The sequence below is a fragment of the Paenibacillus sp. FSL F4-0125 genome, assembly GCF_038008565.1.
Lineage (GTDB): Bacteria > Bacillota > Bacilli > Paenibacillales > Paenibacillaceae > Paenibacillus_AQ.
The window spans coordinates 1,806,734-1,825,298 of the sequence record NZ_JBBOZJ010000001.1 but is presented as its reverse complement, the minus strand read 5'-3'; the positions used below and the strand labels follow the sequence as shown (position 1 = coordinate 1,825,298).

Annotated in this window: 16 protein-coding genes; 5 read left to right on the top strand and 11 right to left on the bottom strand. The window is 41.6% G+C overall.

The genetic code is table 11. From position 1 onward, the window contains the following. Window positions 1-934 precede the first annotated feature (934 nt). The 5 genes from NST74_RS08010 to NST74_RS07990 form a co-directional block, all read right to left on the bottom strand. The gene (locus NST74_RS08010; RefSeq protein ID WP_042125466.1) at window positions 935-1,852 is read right to left on the bottom strand and encodes a DUF5692 family protein; all 918 of its coding nucleotides are present in this window, start codon (window positions 1,850-1,852) and stop codon (window positions 935-937) included. A 376-nt stretch (window positions 1,853-2,228) separates the two neighbouring features. Further along, window positions 2,229-3,491, bottom strand: a complete 1,263-nt coding sequence (locus NST74_RS08005; protein ID WP_341111377.1) for an FAD-dependent oxidoreductase — start codon at window positions 3,489-3,491, stop codon at window positions 2,229-2,231. A 3-nt stretch (window positions 3,492-3,494) separates the two neighbouring features. Further along, entirely contained in the window at window positions 3,495-4,532 is a 1,038-nt protein-coding gene (locus tag NST74_RS08000) for a helix-turn-helix domain-containing protein (RefSeq protein ID WP_341111375.1), read from the bottom strand. Window positions 4,533-4,659: 127 nt separating this feature from the next. After that, entirely contained in the window at window positions 4,660-5,427 is a 768-nt protein-coding gene (locus NST74_RS07995; RefSeq protein WP_341111372.1) for a metallophosphoesterase family protein, read from the bottom strand. A gap of 147 nt (window positions 5,428-5,574) precedes the next feature. After that, on the bottom strand, window positions 5,575-6,093 hold the full coding sequence (locus NST74_RS07990; RefSeq protein ID WP_341111370.1) for a MarR family winged helix-turn-helix transcriptional regulator: 519 nt from the start codon (window positions 6,091-6,093) through the stop codon (window positions 5,575-5,577). Window positions 6,094-6,313: 220 nt separating this feature from the next. On the opposite strand from NST74_RS07990, the gene NST74_RS07985 reads away from it, so the two are divergent. Next, complete coding sequence (locus NST74_RS07985; RefSeq protein ID WP_341115850.1) at window positions 6,314-7,945, top strand: MDR family MFS transporter; 1,632 nt, start codon at window positions 6,314-6,316, stop codon at window positions 7,943-7,945. A gap of 73 nt (window positions 7,946-8,018) precedes the next feature. Here the strand turns inward: NST74_RS07985 and NST74_RS07980 are convergent, their stop codons facing one another. Further along, on the bottom strand, window positions 8,019-8,486 hold the full coding sequence (locus tag NST74_RS07980; protein ID WP_341111368.1) for a MarR family winged helix-turn-helix transcriptional regulator: 468 nt from the start codon (window positions 8,484-8,486) through the stop codon (window positions 8,019-8,021). A gap of 159 nt (window positions 8,487-8,645) precedes the next feature. Between NST74_RS07980 and NST74_RS07975 the strand changes: the two genes are divergently transcribed. Beyond that, on the top strand, window positions 8,646-10,142 hold the full coding sequence (locus NST74_RS07975; protein ID WP_341111366.1) for an amidase: 1,497 nt from the start codon (window positions 8,646-8,648) through the stop codon (window positions 10,140-10,142). 32 nt (window positions 10,143-10,174) lie between these two features. Here the strand turns inward: NST74_RS07975 and NST74_RS07970 are convergent, their stop codons facing one another. Further along, complete coding sequence (locus NST74_RS07970; RefSeq protein WP_339289847.1) at window positions 10,175-10,729, bottom strand: TetR/AcrR family transcriptional regulator; 555 nt, start codon at window positions 10,727-10,729, stop codon at window positions 10,175-10,177. A gap of 211 nt (window positions 10,730-10,940) precedes the next feature. Here NST74_RS07970 and NST74_RS07965 point away from each other — a divergent pair, with 211 nt between their 5' ends. After that, entirely contained in the window at window positions 10,941-11,828 is an 888-nt protein-coding gene (locus NST74_RS07965) for an ABC transporter ATP-binding protein (protein ID WP_341111363.1), read from the top strand. Next, the gene (locus NST74_RS07960) at window positions 11,825-12,637 is read left to right on the top strand and encodes an ABC transporter permease subunit (protein ID WP_076121010.1); all 813 of its coding nucleotides are present in this window, start codon (window positions 11,825-11,827) and stop codon (window positions 12,635-12,637) included. The genes NST74_RS07965 and NST74_RS07960 overlap by 4 nt, the downstream gene beginning before the upstream one ends. A gap of 121 nt (window positions 12,638-12,758) precedes the next feature. Here the strand turns inward: NST74_RS07960 and NST74_RS07955 are convergent, their stop codons facing one another. The 4 genes from NST74_RS07955 to NST74_RS07940 form a co-directional block, all read right to left on the bottom strand. Beyond that, window positions 12,759-13,727, bottom strand: coding sequence for a glycoside hydrolase family 43 protein (locus NST74_RS07955; RefSeq protein WP_341111360.1), 969 nt, complete (start codon window positions 13,725-13,727; stop codon window positions 12,759-12,761). 103 nt (window positions 13,728-13,830) lie between these two features. Continuing rightward, window positions 13,831-14,742: a carbohydrate ABC transporter permease gene (locus tag NST74_RS07950; RefSeq protein ID WP_341111358.1), complete on the bottom strand. Its 912-nt coding sequence runs from the start codon at window positions 14,740-14,742 to the stop codon at window positions 13,831-13,833. A gap of 54 nt (window positions 14,743-14,796) precedes the next feature. Continuing rightward, window positions 14,797-15,675: a carbohydrate ABC transporter permease gene (locus NST74_RS07945; protein ID WP_042125440.1), complete on the bottom strand. Its 879-nt coding sequence runs from the start codon at window positions 15,673-15,675 to the stop codon at window positions 14,797-14,799. 80 nt (window positions 15,676-15,755) lie between these two features. Then, the gene (locus NST74_RS07940) at window positions 15,756-17,000 is read right to left on the bottom strand and encodes an extracellular solute-binding protein (RefSeq protein WP_231574072.1); all 1,245 of its coding nucleotides are present in this window, start codon (window positions 16,998-17,000) and stop codon (window positions 15,756-15,758) included. 276 nt (window positions 17,001-17,276) lie between these two features. Between NST74_RS07940 and NST74_RS07935 the strand changes: the two genes are divergently transcribed. Next, window positions 17,277-18,182 (top strand): ArsR/SmtB family transcription factor, encoded by a 906-nt coding sequence (locus NST74_RS07935; protein WP_042125437.1) that lies wholly within the window; start codon window positions 17,277-17,279, stop codon window positions 18,180-18,182. Window positions 18,183-18,565: the final 383 nt, after the last annotated feature.

The following is an 18,565-nucleotide window of genomic DNA, read 5'->3' as shown; positions in this document are numbered from 1 at the left end:
TTCAGTTTTTCGCATATATTCGGCTCGTTCACGTTACTGGCGGCACATTGTATTTGGTTTTTCGCATACATTCGGCTCGTTTACGTTACCGTCGGCACATTGTATTCGGTTTTTCGCATACATTCGGCTCGTTTACGTTACCGTCGGCACATTGTATTCGGTTTTTCGCATACATTTGGCTCGTTTACGTTACTGGCGGCACAATATATTCGATTTTTCGCATACATTCGGCTCGTTTACTTTACTGGCGGCACATTGTATTTGGTTTTTCGCATACATTTGGCTCGATTACGATATCGTCGGCACATTGTGTTCAGTTTTTCGCATACATTTGGCTCGTTTACGTTACCGTCGGCACATTGTATTCAGTTTTTCGCATACATCTGGCTCGATTACGTTACTGGCGGCACATTGTATTCGGTTTTTCGCATACATTCGGCTCGTTCACGTTACTGGCGGCACATTGTATTTGGTTTTTCGCATACATTGGGCTCGATTACATTACCGTCGGCACAGTGTATTCAGTTTTTCGCATACATTCGGCTCGATTACATTACCGTCGGCACAGTGTATTCAGTTTTTCGCATACATTCGGCTCGTTTACGTTACCGTCGGCACATTGTGTTCAGTTTTTCGCATACATTCGGCTCGATTACGTTACCGTCGGCACAGTGTGTTCAGTTTTTCGCATACATTTGTTCGTAAGCTCGACTAAAACATGCATTTCGAAGGCTATAAGGTCCGCTCGGCCCGTTATACATCCCAAAGAGGCTTGAACTTAATTAAAAACAGTGCTCCCATGGCCACCAGTTGAATATAGGCCCATCCCATAAATTCGTTTCACATTTCTCCGCAATTTCGAAATTTTATAGTTTCTATTCCATAAAAAAACCGCGCTAGGCGCGGATTTTTAAAGAAGCTATTAAGCCTTATATTATTTCACACTCTCCGCAATCGCCTTATAAGCCGCTAAATCTGTATACACTTCCACTTTAAGCGGATTCCGTTTATGTTTAATAATTTTATAGAAGTGATAAACAAATACAGCAATGTTAGCAGCCAAGGATAATGCGCTCACTACCCAAAGTGCAGTTTCGCTATGTGAGGATTGAACAGCGAACTTCGACTCACCAACAAACGCCGGGAAAGACATCGTAAACATCATCCAAATCGCCAAGGTTTGAGCGCGATGCTGCAGCCATGCTCCTTTTTTGAAGAAGAACGCTGGAATAGTACAAGAGATCAACAATGCTGCGCCTGCATAGAAGGCATGGTCAGAAACTGCGTTATATACATAAGCAAAGTTCCAAATATCATAGGCGATAATCCAGAACCAAAGCTGGTCAGGCCACAACATATCCTTACTCTTGTCTTTACTGATAACAATACCCATCCAACCCGAAATCGTAATAATGTTCAGAATACCTGCGATCCCGTTCATGATGTTCCAAGGACCACCTACCATCATTACGCCATCGACCATACCCTGCAAACTGTACACTTGGAAATCACGGATAACAGCTTCAAGGATGTTAACTGCAAGGATAATCGCCGGGAACATTAAGATATATTTATTTTTGTCCCAACCTTTAACATAGCGGATCGCCATGAACCCTAAACATCCTGCCAAAGCAGAATATACCTTAACCCAGTGAAACCAAGTTCCAGTACTAGAGCCTTCACCCGCCGTATTCGGCCAAACCGCTATGGTAAGCACAATAGGTACAGCTATAAATAGAATGATTGAGAACCACTTGCTCTTTCGAGCTATCTCGTTGAAAATCATTAATCCTGCAAGTACCACTAACCACATTAGAGCAGAGTACCAGGGAATCGATTCGAATAAAAACATAATGAATTCCTCCTTCATATTTTGTATATAAGCTATGACTTGAGTCCAATATATCCCATCCTCCTTCGAACGATCAAACCACCCAAAACGTTGATTTATCAAGGTTTTCATAGTCTCATTTTGAGTTAAGTTTACACATCAATAGTACTGGAATTTATCAAAGGACCTATCCTAAGCAGGGAATTCAATTGGAAACTATGTCTATAGAACTACACACTGTAAATCTAACTTGAAAGTAAAATATCCCCACAAAGCGGAGTTTTGCTTTGATGCTTACTCCAGATACTTTGCGGGGTGGCCCAAATAGATTCTTTCTGCAATGTAAAAAAACCTTGTCGACAAATTTCTTTGTGGACAAGGCTACTGCTAACACAATTTAAAAAAATCGTTCAACCAGGTATTTCGAATATACAATACAGTTCTCCAGTGTAGGAAAATTCATAATTTCTCCAGCATAATAGATTTTATCTCTTCCCTGCATCTGATCAAGCCGTTCATAAAACCCTTCCCGGATCGCATTAGAATCCACATGGGGGAACTGCTTCCAGCGCTTCATCATATACAGACGGATATTCTCGCCGCCAAGCTCGCGAAGTTTATTTTCTACTTTTTCCCGCATTTCTAGATCTGTCATTTCATCATTCTCCGCTACATAAACCGTAACTAAATCTGTTGTTCCCATATCTGCCCACCTGTAATACCATGCCATCATATGTCCTTTACGTTCAGGGTTCATATTGCGGGGGATATATCCTGATAACTCCGGTAGCCCCTTCACTCTGTAAGCATATACCCGAAACCGTTCATAGATAATGCGCTCGAATAATGCTCTGTCTTCCGAAGATAAGTGAACCCTATCGCTCAGATGCTCTAAGGAAGCTGTATAAATCACTTTGTCAAAATAAAAGATATCCTGGCTTGTTTCCACCCGAACTTGACCGTTCACCTCTTGCTCCATATGTAGCACTTCACAAGTCAGACGCAGATCTTCTACTTGGTCGGCCATTCTTCTAATGAGTTCTGTGACTCCCTTAGGCCAGGTTATCATGTGAGTGATTTCAATAAAGGATAATAAATTATCATAAGTAAGAAATTTCAACACATAAGCGGCTGGCACATCTTGAATACTTCCAAAACCAAAAGTATTGAAGTAATGCATATACACCTGCCCAATAACAGTCAGATCGTTCTCTGCACACCACTCTGAGAATGGCTGGCATAAATCTGAGGGTAAGTTCAGAAAACCAGGTTCTTTCAGTGACTTATAACGCTTCAAAATATCGGGCAACCTTTTGAATTCTTGGGTAAATGCCTGAATTTGGTCCATAGGAATCTGAGAAGTCTTCCGCCCGTTATTATCAAAAAATCCCCGTTCCAATAGCGGTCCTTTATCCATAAGATCAAACTCTTTCATAAGTTCTATCGTATGTTTATAAGTTGGCAAACCGATTAGCGTCCCCATTTCATAAGTTTTCCCTTTGTATTCAATGGAGTGACACTTTCCGCCTACTCGGTCTGACTTCTCAAGGAGAGTAATATGGGTATATCCTTTTTTCGCTAATTGGTAGGCAGCAGTAATCCCGGAAATCCCTGCACCGATGATCCCTATCCTGTCTTCATGCTTCATCTTAGTCATCATCCGTTATCTCCTTGTAAATAACCATAATGGCAAGGTCTCACGCTGGCCTGTATACTCAAGTGCGACATCTGATGGTATTTTACCTTGATTAGGTCCGTCTGTGATCACCCTGCTGAAGTTATAGATCCTCAAGTATTCATGTAAGCGCTTTTCTAAAATCTCAAAGGAATCTATCGAAGCATCCAACCAAGCCTGCTGGTAAAATTCTTTCGTCAACACCGCTACGAATTGCTGTAATGGCTGAAATACTTCTGTCTGATCTGCAGTTATAGCTACTTGATTTATGTTGTTCTTATGTAAAAAATCGCTGTATTTATGTTTTCCTCTATCCCAGTTTGTAGTAAATTCACGACTTTTGTTCGTTACCAAATTGTCGATTTGGAATTCTAAGGTCTTCATCAATGGGATGACCTTCAGATCCATAAAATCGATAAAATGAATGGCAGACTTCCTATTATAAAGCTTAACTAAGCCTAATCTGGAATAGGCATCGTAGACCACATATTGATACACCTTCCCTACCCTTGGGAACACGCCCATATAACTAATACTTTGTTGGCACATATACCCGGGGTGAGCATTTCCAGGATTTTTCATCTTATAGTCGAGAGATTTCGGTTTCTCTTTACACCCTTTGGTGTTAACTGCTTGTGCACCTTCTTTCTTCTTTGCTTTGACTTCTTTGGCATAAGCCTCACGTTCTATCCTCGTACTAAGTCCATTACGACGCAGCACATTGTAAATACCTGACTCCCCTATGTTCACACCCTCATCCTGCAGTTCATAAAAAATTCGCTTGGGTCCATCTTCAGGAAATTTGGCAACGTATTTTAAGATCAGCCTCTCTGTTCGCTTATCCACTTTATTAGGCATTACCGGTTTTCGTTCCTTCTCAGCCAGTCCATCCATGCCCAGTTGTTGGTAAGCTTTATACCACTGATAATAGATCGTCCGGGATATGCCAAACGCCTTACAGGTTTCGCTCACATTGTTGCTGATCGTCCCTTGCATGAGGATATGATATTTGTTGTTCGCATTCATCTATTACACCCCCTACTCTCTTTATTATTTTATACATAGTTGAGGTTTAATACAGTGCTATTCTATATTTCTTTAAGTTCATTTCATGACTTATGTAAGAAGATCTATATTAAAAAAGAGAGACAGCTCAAGGCTTCTCCCCATTCCGAACAAAATGTGTGATATATTCACCTCCAGAAATCTCCAAACAGTTCAGACGTTGACCATATGCGCATCCACCGTCCACACCGATCTTATCTCCCTGCGGACTAAACCAGATTTCTTCCGAATCATGTAGATCCATCGTCGAGGTATGTCCAAAAATAACCGTTTTATTAGTGCTAACTACCGGATTCGTATAAAATGGTTCTCTGATCCAGATAAAATCATACGGCTCTTGCTGCTTCCAATCCTCTATTAAGGGGTTAATGCCTGCATGCACAAAAATATGCTCTTCGGTCTCGTGATATAGCGGCAATGAACTTAGAAAATCCAAATGATGTTTGTATTTCTGTCTAAGTTCTTCTTTCAGCCACATATAATCGTCCCAGCCAAAATCCGCTTTAAAAAAGCTCGAATCTGCCTCACAGTAGCTCATCAATGTATACAAACCGCCGTTGCTAAGCCAATGCGTATCCAGTTTATCATCTTCGCCGGTGAGCGCATCATAGGCCATTTTATCATGATTGCCTTTTAGAACAATAGCGCCACACTCCCGCTTCAGAGCCATGACCTGATCCACAATCCCTTTACTATTGAGACCTCTATCCACATAATCCCCCATCAGGATGAGCTTGTCCTCGGATGGACGATAGTTTACTTTTTTTAACAATGCGTTGAATTCGGAATAGCTTCCGTGAATGTCACTAATCGCTAATATTCTGATTATAATTCCTCCTTGCTCTGGGTGCTGCAAGCTAAAACGCCTTCGGCGTCCTTTAAAGGACGGTGAGCGTATATGCGAGAATTATAAGGATAAAGTATATCGTGAAACTTATACTTTCTTATAATTAAAAAAAGACGTTCCGGCTAAAGGCTCCGAAATATCTTTTGGTTATGTTCACTATACAGAATCCAAAACGAGCGGATCTTCATCGGATGCATTAAAAAGCTGACGGCTTCTGACCTCATGCACCGCTTCTTGAAAACGATCACACAGAAAAATCAACTGGTCGATCTCTTTCTTGCCTACCTTTTCCATAACTTCGCTTAGAATACCGGAATAAGTAGCCATCTGCGAATCATAAATCTGTTCTCCTTCGTTCGTTAGAGCAATATATACAACTCGCCGATCAGTATCGGACGTTGTTCGCACCACGTACCCTTTTTCCTCCAAGCTGTTTACCATTTGCGTCGCAGTAGGTCTGCTGATTTGGAGCAGGTCGCTTAATCTGGAAATCATTACTCCCCGTTGCTCTTCACCGTCTGAAGGTTTCTTTCGTTTCATCAAATTGTTAATGACATACATCATCACAAATTCTCTATACGAAACACTTTCCTTAAAAGAGGGACGAGCGGTCAAACGTTTAATGTTCTCAAAGGCTATGATTAGCTTTTGCTCTTGACTATTTTGAGTATCCATAGGGCACCTCCAATTTAACTCAATCTAATTAGATTACCTACCTATTTCCAAAAAATCAAGTCCAAATCACATTCTCATTAGATTAAAATTAAATAATTAAACAGTTGTGCTAAATGATGAATTTGTGTATTATACATAAATGATAGTTTGGCTACCTAATTATTAAGACATGAATTCCCCAAACTACAATATATATAGAAGTTAAAGGAGAGGAACTGCTCTGGAGCACCTTACGCAAAAGAAAAAGGTTACAATTATGATTGCATTAATGGCGGCCATGTTTTTCGCAGCAATCAACCAGACCATTGTGGGTACTGCAATGCCCCGAATTATTGCGATGTTGGGAGGCATTGAACATTATACTTGGGTAATCACCATCTATATGCTCACCTCAACAATCGCCACCGTACTTGTCGGTAAGTTATCCGATATCTATGGAAGAAAGCCATTCCTCTTAGCGGGGATCGTTATTTTTATTATAGGCGCTTTCATGTCCGGATTGTCGACAAATATTTTCCAAATGATCACTTATCGCGGGATTCAAGGTCTTGGCGGCGGGATTCTAATGTCGGCTACCGTAACCGCTGTAGGTGATTTGTTCGCTCCTAGAGAGAGAGCCAAGTGGACCGGAATTATGATGGCCATTTTTGGATTCTCCAGCGTAATTGGTCCTACCCTTGGCGGCTTCATGGTGGATCACATGGCTTGGAAATGGATCTTCTGGATCTTCCTGCCTTTCGGTATCGTGGCTTTCTTTATGATTTGGAAAATGTTCCCTAAAACTGCACGCCCCACCTCAGAATCCATTGACTACTTAGGCTCTATTTTCCTTTCCCTTACCATTGTTGCACTCTTGCTCGGCTTTTCATGGGCGGGGACAAAATATGACTGGGGTTCTCCAGAAATTCTCGGCCTGTTCGGAGCGTCAATTCTGGGAGTTATCATTTTGATTCTGATTGAACGAAAAGCTAAAAGCCCAGTGCTGCCATTATCCTTATTTAAAAACTCCATTGTAACCATCTCTATGGTTGTAGGCTTCCTAATGAATGCTGGTATGATGGGCGCAATGATCTATCTACCGTTCTTTGTCCAAGGTGTAGAAGGTGTCTCCCCAACCAACTCCGGATTTATTAATATGCCGATGTCACTTGCAATGATTGTACTAAGTACACTTGTAGGAAGATGGATCTCCAAATCAGGTAAATACAAGCGTTATGCTCTGATGGGAATGCCGTTTATGGTTGCGGCTATGATCATAATGGCCTTCATGAGCAATATCGCTATGGCCGTAGTCAGCATGATTATTTTCGGTATTGGTTTAGGACTGTCGATGCCTGTGTTTACCTTAACCGTGCAAAATGCTGTAGCTCCTTCCATGCTTGGTGTTGCTACTGCTACAAATACTTTATTCCGTAATTTAGGCGGAACCATTGGTATTGCTATCATGGGTACCATCATGAACTCCACATTAACGAAAAAATTAGAGGCAGCAATGTCCTCTGGCAAGGGTCCGGATTTAACCAAACTTGATCCTGAATCCGCTAAACAGCTATCCGCATTTATGAACCCGCAAATGCTGCTGGATCAACCTAAGCTGAAGGAACTGCACGTAACACTGCCAGAGCAAATCCAGCCGCTCTTCAATCAATTGATTGAGATGCTGCGGAACGCACTAAGCGATTCCCTGACGGTTGTATTCTTAAGCGGAACTGCACTGTTAGTAATTGCAGCACTGCTTGTCCTGTTCCTTAAAGAGATTCCGTTACGAAGTGGCGAGAAAAAAATCGAGGTAACTGCAGAGGGAAAAAGCGAAAACAAAAACCTTGAAAAGTCTGTACCTGCTGCACATTAATCACAAATAAATATACATTAGAGATGTCCGTTAACAGCTTAGGCTGTGCGACATCTCTTTTTTATGTGAAGGATTAGGATTCAGTGGGTTGATCATTCAATTCTTCAAAATAATCGTAGACCTCGTTTAACAGCCCCATTAACGAATCTGTCTTTTCTTTGCCCATATAATCAATCATACCTTTAAAGGTGTTTCGGGATTTCGTTACGGCCATTTCGGCCAAATGCTCTCCTTTTTCCGTAAGCGTGATCTCACTGATTCGGCGATCCTGTGTATCGGCAGTACGCACTACATATCCTTGTGCAATCAGGCTATTGACCATCTGTGTAACCGTCGGAGAAGTAACCTTTAGAAATTTGCTAATATCCGAAACCGTCTGGCCCCTCTTTCCATCCCGTTCATTCCCCAGCTTTAAAGAGACCAACATCCGAACTTCACTTGGCTTCAATCCCCAGACCGTAGTTTTACGCCAATTCATCCTGGCAAATTGCTGGAAAGCTTCCATTAGTCCATCAACATTCTGATATTTATCTTCGTTCATCAGTACACCCCATAAGATCCATTTAATATTTAGTATAGCCTAATCGGGTATAAAAAAGAATTGATAGATATCAGTTATCCATTTTCAAATCATTACTAGCGGGATGTATAATACAATAGAGACAGGCTATTTATTCCTATTCGAAAGAAGGTACCTATTATGTCCTTTTCTTATTCTACATATGATGCCCTAGGACTCGCAGCGCTTATCAAAGCACGTGAAGTCTCCCCTAGGGAGCTGGTTGAAGCCGCCTTCGATCGACTCGATGAAGTCAATCCAGTCCTTAATGCAGTCGTACGCACCCGTAGAGAAGCTGCTCTTAAGGAAGCTGACGAAATGCCTGTACACGATGACTCTCGCCCGTTTGCTGGCGTTCCTTTTCTGCTGAAGGACATCTCTCAAGCCATCGCTGGAGAACCTCTTACTTCAGGTGCCTTATTGATGAAAGACAATATTGCTAGACGCGACTCGAACTACGTAGCACGAATCAGAAACGGCGGTTTCATTCCGCTTGGACATACGAATACACCGGAATTCGGCCTCAAAAACATCACCGAGAACGTCCTTCACGGCCCGGCACGTAATCCGTGGAATCTCGAATATTCCCCTGGTGGTTCTAGCGGCGGTGCAGCAGCGGCGGTAGCTTCTGGTATTGTTCCGGTAGCTGGAGCTAGTGATGGCGGCGGCTCGATCCGTATCCCTGCCTCGTTCACCGGCTTGTTCGGGCTGAAGCCAACCCGTGGACGCACTCCAGTAGGACCAGGTGTAGGCCGTCAATGGCAAGGTGCTTCTATCGACTTCGCGTTGACACGGTCCGTACGTGATAGCGCTGCTATGCTGGATCTGCTGCAGGTCGTGCAGCCAGAGGCTGCTTTTCAAACACCGCTATATCCGGGCGTCTATCTGGACGATCTTTTCAAACCAACACAGCGAAAACTGCGCATAGCGTTCACAACAGCATCCCCAGTGGGCACTCCTGTAACGAATGAAGCAGTAATTGCCGTGCTCAAGACTGTAAAATGGCTCGAAGCTGAGGGGTATGAAGTTGAAGAAAAGCTGAGTCCGGTAAATGGTGTAAGGCTAATGGAGAATTACTATACGATGAATACTGGGGAAGTGGCAGCGATGTTCGTATCGCTGGAAAAAATGATGGGACGTTCCATTACTTCCAGTGAAGTTGATATCGTTACTTGGGTCCTTGGGGAAGCCGGAAGAAAAGTCTCTGCGGCAGAATTTGTGCATAGTCTGGATGAATGGGATATTGCAGCCGCTCAAATGGCAGGTCTGCTTAACCGCTACGATCTGTATATCACACCAACAAATGCGGATTCAGCTCCTAAGATTGGCGAGTTAACGCATAGTTCTGCTGAAATCGAAAAACTGCTGCATGTACATGAGTTGCCGAAAGAGGAACAAGAGCGAATGATTTACGCTATGTTTAAACCAAGCCTAACCTATACACCGTTCACCCAGCTTGCCAATTTGACGGGCCAACCCGCCATGAGCGTTCCCGTCCATATGTCGCAAACGGGTTTGCCGATGGGGGTACAGGTAATGGCTGCTAAAGGGCGGGAAGATTTACTGCTTCAGCTTGCAGCCCATCTTGAACAATCCGAGCTGTGGGTAGGGATGACAGGAAATCCGCTTTTCCCATGATGAATTAGAGTAAACAGGTTGCAAACCTTACGCTACTCCTGCTCCCGCCCGCAAATGCCATAGAAGAAGAGATGGATGGCTTCCTCCAGGAAGCCGTCTATATCCTCTTGTTTGCTGGCTTCATCTAGCATTTCTCCCGAGCTTCGCATATACATTCCTATAAATGAAAGTATCCCTTTGGTGGATACTTTATTTGAAATTTCTCCTCGTGCTTTGCCATCCTCCACCATCTTGACCATCAATGGTAAAACGTCATTCGTGTAACGTTCTTCAATATAATGAAACATTTCTTGGTCCTCAATCATAAGCTCCTTCACAGTCGTAGGAGACAATGAACTGTAGGTTTCTCTCTCCATCGTCATAATGTATTCAATAATCTCTTTTAGAGAATGCTCTCCATGAATGTAATCTTCAAATTCACGAATGGCCTTCTCTATAAAATCTTTAAAGGTCTCACCAAGCAGTGCTTCCTTGCTGCCAAAATAATTATAAATCGTCACCTGTGAGACGCCTGCTTCTTTCGCAATGTCTGCGATCCGGAGACGTTTGGGCTCACAGCTCTTGAGCATCTCCATAGTAGTCTTCATAATTTTGAGTTTTATTTGAGCGGCTCTTTTCTCAAATCCATTCATGCTATCCACCCTTAACTTCATTATAAAGTGCGCTTATTTAAATTTAATGAAATATTCATTATCAATTATTTCATAATTCCATTGACTTCACTATTCACTAGGAATAATATAACATATGAAATATCTAATTAATAATAGTTCATTATTTTGCAGTGGAGGTGGCAGTATGCTTGTAGTTGAAGGCTTAACTAAGCGATTTTCGAATGGCAAGGGAATCGAAGATGTTACGTTTACCGTAAATAAAGGCGAGGTGTTTGGGTTTCTGGGGCCAAATGGCGCGGGTAAATCTACAACCATAAGACATATCATGGGATTCATGATGCCTGATCAAGGTTATGCGAGCATTCATGGACTTGATGTATGGAAAGCACAGGGCACGGTCCAGAAGCATATCGGCTATCTACCTGGTGAAATCAACTTTTTTGACGGGATGACGGGTATTTCCTTCCTTAAGTTCATGTCTGGCATGCAAGGGATGAAGAACACTACCAAACGTGACCACCTGATTGAACGACTGCAATTTGATGCCGCAACTCCGATCCGCAAAATGTCAAAGGGAATGAAGCAAAAAGTCGGTATTGTCGCAGCTTTCATGCACAATCCTGAAGTTATTATTCTGGATGAACCTACCTCGGGACTCGACCCGCTTATGCAAAAGGTATTTATCGATCTCGTATTAGAGGAAAAAGCATCCGGAACCACCTTTCTAATGTCCTCTCACAGCTTTCAAGAAATTGAACGTACCTGTGACCGCGCTGCAATCATTAAAGACGGACGTATCATCACTGTGAAAAATATCCATGAACTGCAATCGATGCAGCGGAAGCTGTTTGAGGTTGTGTTCGCGAATAGCGAAGATGCAGAACAATTTGCCGCCTCCGGCCTGCAAGTGGAAGCTCGTGAAGGGAACATGGTCCGCATTGCCGTTCAGGGCAATTACGATCGATTCATTCAGGAGACCGGAAAATACAATATACGCAGTATAGATGTATTTACGCAGAATCTAGAGGACATTTTCATGGACTATTATGACCGTGAGGGGGCCGTGCAATGAATCTTCCGCTCTATAAAGAAATGATGAGAGTGAACCTGAAAGGAATTATGAATTACGCCTTCGGTTCTGCCTTCTATATTCTGTTTATGATCTGGCTATATCCGGGGATCGCCGGAAGCACACAAGCCATTGATGACCTCATAAAAGCTATGCCGGAAGGTGTGGGAAAAGCTTTTGGATTAAACAGCGGATTTACCAGTGCTGAGGCTTTTATCTCTGGAGAATATTACGGACTTATTCTGGTACTGATTCTATCTATTGTATGTGTACAAATGTCGACGCAGCTCATGGCCCGGCTTGTGGATCGCGGTTCTATGGCTTATCTGCTTATAGCCCCAACAACACGGAGAAAAGTAGCGACCACACAGGCGCTTGTACTCACGACAGCTTTGCTCCTGATTATGGGTGTGACCACACTCGCCGGATTATTAGGTAAAGCATGGTTTCTCGGCAGTGAATATGAATTTAACAGCGGCCGATTTGCTCAACTGAACAGCGTGGCTTTTTTATTATTTTTTGCCGTGGGGGGCCTTGCATTTCTTGTCTCCTCAATATGTAATGATGAGAAAAAAGCACTTGGAATTTCCGGCGCCATCACCTTCGGATTCTTCACTCTAGACTTGCTGGGTAAAATAAGTGATAAGCTGGAAGGGTTACGTTACCTGACCCTATTCTCCTTCTATCAGCCTGGCAAAATCGTTCAAGGCAACGTGGAGGTCATTCAGGTTTCCAGTTGGTTACTGTTGATCGGTGTGCTCGCTTTTGCCTTAGGGATCGAGCTATTCAGACGACGCGATCTTCCATTATAAGAAAAGGGGACGCTCCAATAGCATATTGCTACTGAAGCGTCCCTTTATTAATAGAAGAATATTATAAGCTCCTCACACTAAAGAAGCATTATGTTAAAATATGCGAATGTATTGGCTTATGCTATAAATTTAACTTCGTATCCGGTCTAGGGACACCAAAATTTGGCGTTCCATCTTCATTCCACTGGATCACTTGCACACGTGCGTGACGATTAGGATCATATAATGGGTCCCCCACAATTTCCTTATAGCTTCTGGCATGGAACACCAGGATATCCTGTGTGCCATCTTCTGAGACTGTAAAGCTATTATGTCCCGGACCATATTGACCATTTTCTTCAGAAGTCGTAAACACAGGTTCTGGTGTTTTGACCCACGATTTCGGATCCATTAAATCACTGTTCTCATCAGCAGTTAACAACCCCATACAGTAGTTATGATCTGTTGCACTTGCCGAGAAAGTCATGAAAATACGTCCATTCCGCTTAAGAACTGCCGCACCCTCATTCACCAAAAATCCGATTTTTTCCCATTCGTATTCAGGTGTGGTGATGCACACTTGTTCTCCTTTTAATGTCCAAGGATTCTCCATTTCAGAGATATACATATTAGAATTACCAGGGATATCAGGATCCTTTTGTGCCCAAACGTAGTATCTAACGCCTTTGTGCTCAAAAGTGGTTGCATCCAAGGCAAAGGATTCCCATTTCGTTTTAATTTGACCCTTCTCCACCCATTCACCCTCCAAAGGATTGGCGGATGAATTTTCTATGGCAAACATGCGATGATCAAACAAGCCGTCTTTTGTGTCAGACGTATGTGCTGCTGCGTAATATACGTACCACTTTTCATCAATATAATGAATCTCTGGAGCCCAGATATTGGCACTCATTAAACCTGTTTCATGTTTAACCCAAATCGTCTTTCCCTCAGCCTCCGCTAATCCCTGAATGGATTCGGAACGACGAAGCTCGATTCTATCGTACTCTGGAACAGAGGCTATGAAATAGTAATATCCGTCTGTATGTTTATAAATCCAAGGATCTGCTCTTTGCTCAATCAGCGGATTTTTTGCATTAAATTCTCTCATGATGACAACTCCTATATCTCTCTATATTTTTATTTTACGGGTCACCAAAACACACCCTTCCTCATAAGAAGGCAAGGTGTATTTAAGTTTTTGTTCATTCGATCTACCCTTTAATACCTGAATTCAAATTAATAGATTGAACGAAGTATTTTTGAGCAAATATAAATAGCAGCAAGGTTGGAATAATCGCCAAGATCGCCGAGCCCATTAATTGCCCGATCATACGATAGTTTCCGTAGATATCTTGAAGCAAGAGCAAACCAGCTGTAACCGGCATTTTATCTACATCTGTGTACACGATTACCGGCCAGAGGAAGTCATTCCAAGATCCCGTAAAGGAGAACAAACCGCAAACAATCAGAATCGGCTTAACCAACGGCAATATAATTTGTGCAAAAATTCTAAAATCACTGGCACCATCCACTTTTGCAGACTCATCCAGCTCTTTCGGGATACCGTTCATAAACTGTCTGACCAAGAAGATATTCCCCATACCCGCAAGACCAGGAATGATCATTGCCCAGGAAGTATTCACCCAACCAAAGGAATCGATAATTTTATAAGAAGGAATCAAGTTAACCACACCGGGGAAGAAGGAAATCCCTAGCAAAGTGAAGAACAACGTGTCTCTTCCTTTAAAGTTAATACGGGTATATCCAAAGCCGGTAATCGAGATCACAATAACTACCAGAATGGTGTGCGATGTCGCGATAAACAATGAATTGCCTAACCAACGTAGAATCGGGGCTGTAGAAGTATTATTCAGAATCGTGACATAGTTCTCAAAGACCCATGTTTCAGGAAATAGTCTAAAACCCGAGGAAACCACTTCCGTTTGTGATCTAAATGACGTAGAAATTCCGAAGATCACAGGAATGATCCAAATTACACAGAGAATAAATAAAAATGTGTAGGATACATATTTCGAAATACTGATATTGGAGGACCCTTTTTCTTTTCCTGTTCTATTTATAACTGGATGATTTTCCAGTCCGTTTACCGCCTGATTTGACATATTAGTACACCTACCTTTTCCATTTCCTTGTTAATCAATTAGTCTCAGAGATCCCTAGGTTGCATTTCGGTTCATTACATAATATTGAAGTGCTGAAATGACCAAGATCACTAATCCCAATAACACTGCCATAGCGGATGCCATCCCTGCGATGGATTCACCGTTGCCGAAAGCTAATTGACGAATATACATCATGAGTACGTGTGTACTTTGTCGAGGCCCGCCATCGGTCATCATTAACGGTTGGCCGAATACATTAAAGGCTCCGGCGGTTGTCATAACAAAGGTATAGATTAATGGAAAACGAATAGATGGCAAGGTGATACTAGTGAATCTTTTAATTGAACCCGCACCATCGAGCTCGGCTGATTCATATAATTCTTGCGCAACGCCACTTAAGGAAGCACGATAAATAATCATGTTGCCTCCAATACCACCCCATAATGTGATTACAATGATGATAATCCACGCATACGGCTGGTTTGCAGGCCAAGCAACTTGTGATCCGAACAGATTTCCTGTGATTCCCAGTTGTTTATTAAAGATCAAGAGCCAGATCAGTGCTGCCGCAGAAATCGAAATCAAGCCTGGAATATAGAGAATAGATTGAATTAAGCTCTTCATTTTAACTTTTTTATGTTCCAGTGCAACAGCCACCATTAATGGAATCACAATTAATAATGGAACAGAAAGACCCACAAAGATCAACGTATTTTTCAGACCTCTGAAAAATTGCGTATGAAACGTTGATTTGCCATCAAACAGAATGGCCTTATAGTTATCAAAACCTACCCAAACCGGATCACTCATTAAGTTCCACTTTGTAAATGAAGCATATATCCCATAAATCGTTGGCAATAAAATGAAGACAGCAAACAAAATGACATGCGGACCTACAAAGAAGGCAGGTGCCCAATTTATTTTCTTTTTCATAGGATTTCATTTCTCCTTTTGCACAAAGTAATGCACCAACGATATGGCACATTACTTCGTACAATCTATTCTATTTCACTTTATTTGGCTGCACTGCTGCTTTCTGCGATCTTATCTTCTACAAATTTCTGCATAGTTGCTAGGGTTTCATCAAGATCAACGTTGCCGCGAACAATATCTGCACAATAAGTATCTACTGCTTCCGCAATGTATGGGTAGTATTCATATGTGTAAATGTAAAGGGATTCAATTTCTTTTTCATTAGAAGTAAAGAAAGATTGCATATAATTTTGGTACTCTGGGCTTTGGTTAACTACGTTACTTGCTACGTTTTGTCCAGCTTTTGCCCATTCCATCGAGTTTGTACGAACATATTCCAAGAAGTTAGCAATACCTGCTTCTTTTTCGTCCGTTCTCTTGTCGTTCTTCAGCATAGCGAACAAGTGAGAAGAAGATCTATTCGTGAACTTATCAGGTGTTGGAGAATAAACATTTGTTACACCAAAGTTCAAGCCTTCAACCCCAGCATGTGCTGTAGAGCTCCAAGTTCCGTCTGTAGAGAACAGTACGTTTTGGGATTGGAACATCAAGTAACCGTCTTCACCAAATGGAGTCATCAGACCCGCATCAGCGATTTTCTTAACATTTTCAAAGGCTTGTTTAAATACAGGGGTGTTAACAGCCGGCTTACCATCAACTTGGATGTCTCCGCCCAAATCTTGGATTTGAGCTAAGATAACCCAGCCCAGCAAAGCATCGTTAACTACATAGTCGCCTTCATCCAATTTACCTTGTAAGGAGAGCATTTCATCAATCGTAACAACATTATCATCTAAGAATGACTCCGCATTATATTTCTTGAGCAAATCTTTATTGTAGTACATTACATTACTGTGGATATCAAGAGGTACTGTGTATTGCGTTCCGTCGATGTTACCAGTGTTCCAAGCTTGAGGTAAGTAATTTTCAGCTTTTAGTTCAGGTTGTGCTGGCAATACGGTATCTTGCATGGCTTCTAAGACACCTTGCTTAACAAACCCAGGAACACGGTCAGCGTGGATAATCGCCAAATCAGGAACACCTTTGTTGGAAGCTAAAACAGTAGAAATTTTTGTGTACATATCAGCCGTGATCACGTGTTTTACTTTAATTTCTGGGTTTGTAGCATTGTAGTCTTTAACAATTTGATCCATATAAGCACCATCATCACCAGTCAGCGGTGTCCAGAATGTAATCGTCTTACTATCATCTTTACCACCACATCCTGCCAACACTGTCGTTAACGTTAGAACTGTTGCCAATAATATACCGAATTTCTTTTTCAATACTCTCTCCCCCTGCAGCTGTATTGTTAAGATAATCATTTGCGTTAACTTTCATTGGAAACGATTAACTTAAGCTTAGTATACATTCGTCTTGAAAGCGTAGTCAATAACTTTTAAATAAACTTAAGAGATTTTTTTTAAACTTAATTAACCTTTTAGTTCATTACTACGAGATGTAAGCGATACTTTATTTACTTCGGTTATCTTTCGTGTTACTTTATATATAGATTAATAAACTTTACAGTATATGAAATAACTTTGAAAGAAGTGGATAAAATGCAATTGGAAATAGACAAGTCCTCTCTCGTTGTTTACGAAGCTTTGGCAAGTGAAGTACGCATAAAAATCATTCAGTTGCTCTCCAAAAATAAGATGAACATCAAAGATTTGGCAGAAGAACTTAAAATAAGCAGTCCGATCGTAACAAAACACATCAAAAAACTAGAAGACGCAGGACTCATAAAAACCGAAAAGGTTCCTGGTAAATCAGGGATGCAAAAAATCTCGATTCTAAGAGTGGATCACATTGAGATTAACTTCCCTAAGAAGATCTTCCACTCCTTTGCCTCCTACGAGACATCCGTGCCGATTGGTCATTATACGGATTATGATCTGAAACCTACATGCGGACTTGCTACAGAGAAAGAGTTTATCGGCAGAGTTGACGAACCTAAGTATTTCATGGATTCCAAAAGAGTTGACGCTGAGATCCTATGGTTTACTCAAGGCTATGTTCAATACAATATTGCCAACTTTCTAAAAAAAGAGGAAACCTTGCAGCAATTTGAAATTAGCTTGGAGCTATCTTCCGAATTTCCGTTTGCTAATGATGTATGGCCTTCAGACATCACCTTTTCCTTGAATGGCTTGGAATTAGGGACTTGGACGAGCCCTGGGGATTTTGCGGATGCTAGAGGAAAATTCACACCAGATTGGTGGCCGCACAATATTAACCAATATGGATTACTAAAAACGATCAGAATTACCAATCACAATGGAACCTACATTGACGGTGACCCACTGTCTTCCGTTTCAATCGAGGATTTAGATACAACTTGTGACCGATGGACCTTCCGGATCGAAGTGAAGGAAGATGCCAAACATGTCGGAGGCGCAACCATTTTCGGGAAAAAATTCGGAAATCATGATCAAGACATCATGTTCAAATTGTATTATCTTTAAAATCTCCTAGTGCATACACGTAACAAGGTTGGTTCTTTCATGGGGGCGAACAACTAATTTGTATTATTCTTCATTAGCTCCCCCCTACCTACAATGCAATATTCATCAAGCCTATCACCTATCAATTTCTTATTCACCTTCCCCTCTTATTCAGTATTTGTAAAACTCCAACGCTCCTCTCAAGTACTACAACTACTCTATATATTCGATAACCTTTTGTTAATAAAAATATAAAAAGATTTATCTTTACTTAAATTTCTATTTGACTATATGCTAATATCATGCTTAAAATGAGATCAATATAAAACGTTTTCCACACTATGGTTTGTATAAACGTAAAACAAATCCATTTCTATTTGTGAGAAACGTTTTTTTAGTAGTTG

What these genes read in the sequence shown, in the direction of transcription:
- NST74_RS08010 (WP_042125466.1), bottom strand. Translation starts at nt 1,852, where the DNA reads ATGTTTTTATTCGAATCGATTCCCTGGTACTCTGCTCTAATGTGGTTA.
- NST74_RS08005 (WP_341111377.1), bottom strand. Translation starts at nt 3,491, where the DNA reads ATGATGACTAAGATGAAGCATGAAGACAGGATAGGGATCATCGGTGCA.
- NST74_RS08000 (WP_341111375.1), bottom strand. Translation starts at nt 4,532, where the DNA reads ATGAATGCGAACAACAAATATCATATCCTCATGCAAGGGACGATCAGC.
- NST74_RS07990 (WP_341111370.1), bottom strand. Translation starts at nt 6,093, where the DNA reads ATGGATACTCAAAATAGTCAAGAGCAAAAGCTAATCATAGCCTTTGAG.
- NST74_RS07980 (WP_341111368.1), bottom strand. Translation starts at nt 8,486, where the DNA reads ATGAACGAAGATAAATATCAGAATGTTGATGGACTAATGGAAGCTTTC.
- NST74_RS07975 (WP_341111366.1), top strand. Translation starts at nt 8,646, where the DNA reads ATGTCCTTTTCTTATTCTACATATGATGCCCTAGGACTCGCAGCGCTT.
- NST74_RS07970 (WP_339289847.1), bottom strand. Translation starts at nt 10,729, where the DNA reads ATGAAGACTACTATGGAGATGCTCAAGAGCTGTGAGCCCAAACGTCTC.
- NST74_RS07965 (WP_341111363.1), top strand. Translation starts at nt 10,941, where the DNA reads ATGCTTGTAGTTGAAGGCTTAACTAAGCGATTTTCGAATGGCAAGGGA.
- NST74_RS07960 (WP_076121010.1), top strand. Translation starts at nt 11,825, where the DNA reads ATGAATCTTCCGCTCTATAAAGAAATGATGAGAGTGAACCTGAAAGGA.
- NST74_RS07955 (WP_341111360.1), bottom strand. Translation starts at nt 13,727, where the DNA reads ATGAGAGAATTTAATGCAAAAAATCCGCTGATTGAGCAAAGAGCAGAT.
- NST74_RS07950 (WP_341111358.1), bottom strand. Translation starts at nt 14,742, where the DNA reads ATGTCAAATCAGGCGGTAAACGGACTGGAAAATCATCCAGTTATAAAT.
- NST74_RS07945 (WP_042125440.1), bottom strand. Translation starts at nt 15,675, where the DNA reads ATGAAAAAGAAAATAAATTGGGCACCTGCCTTCTTTGTAGGTCCGCAT.
- NST74_RS07935 (WP_042125437.1), top strand. Translation starts at nt 17,277, where the DNA reads ATGCAATTGGAAATAGACAAGTCCTCTCTCGTTGTTTACGAAGCTTTG.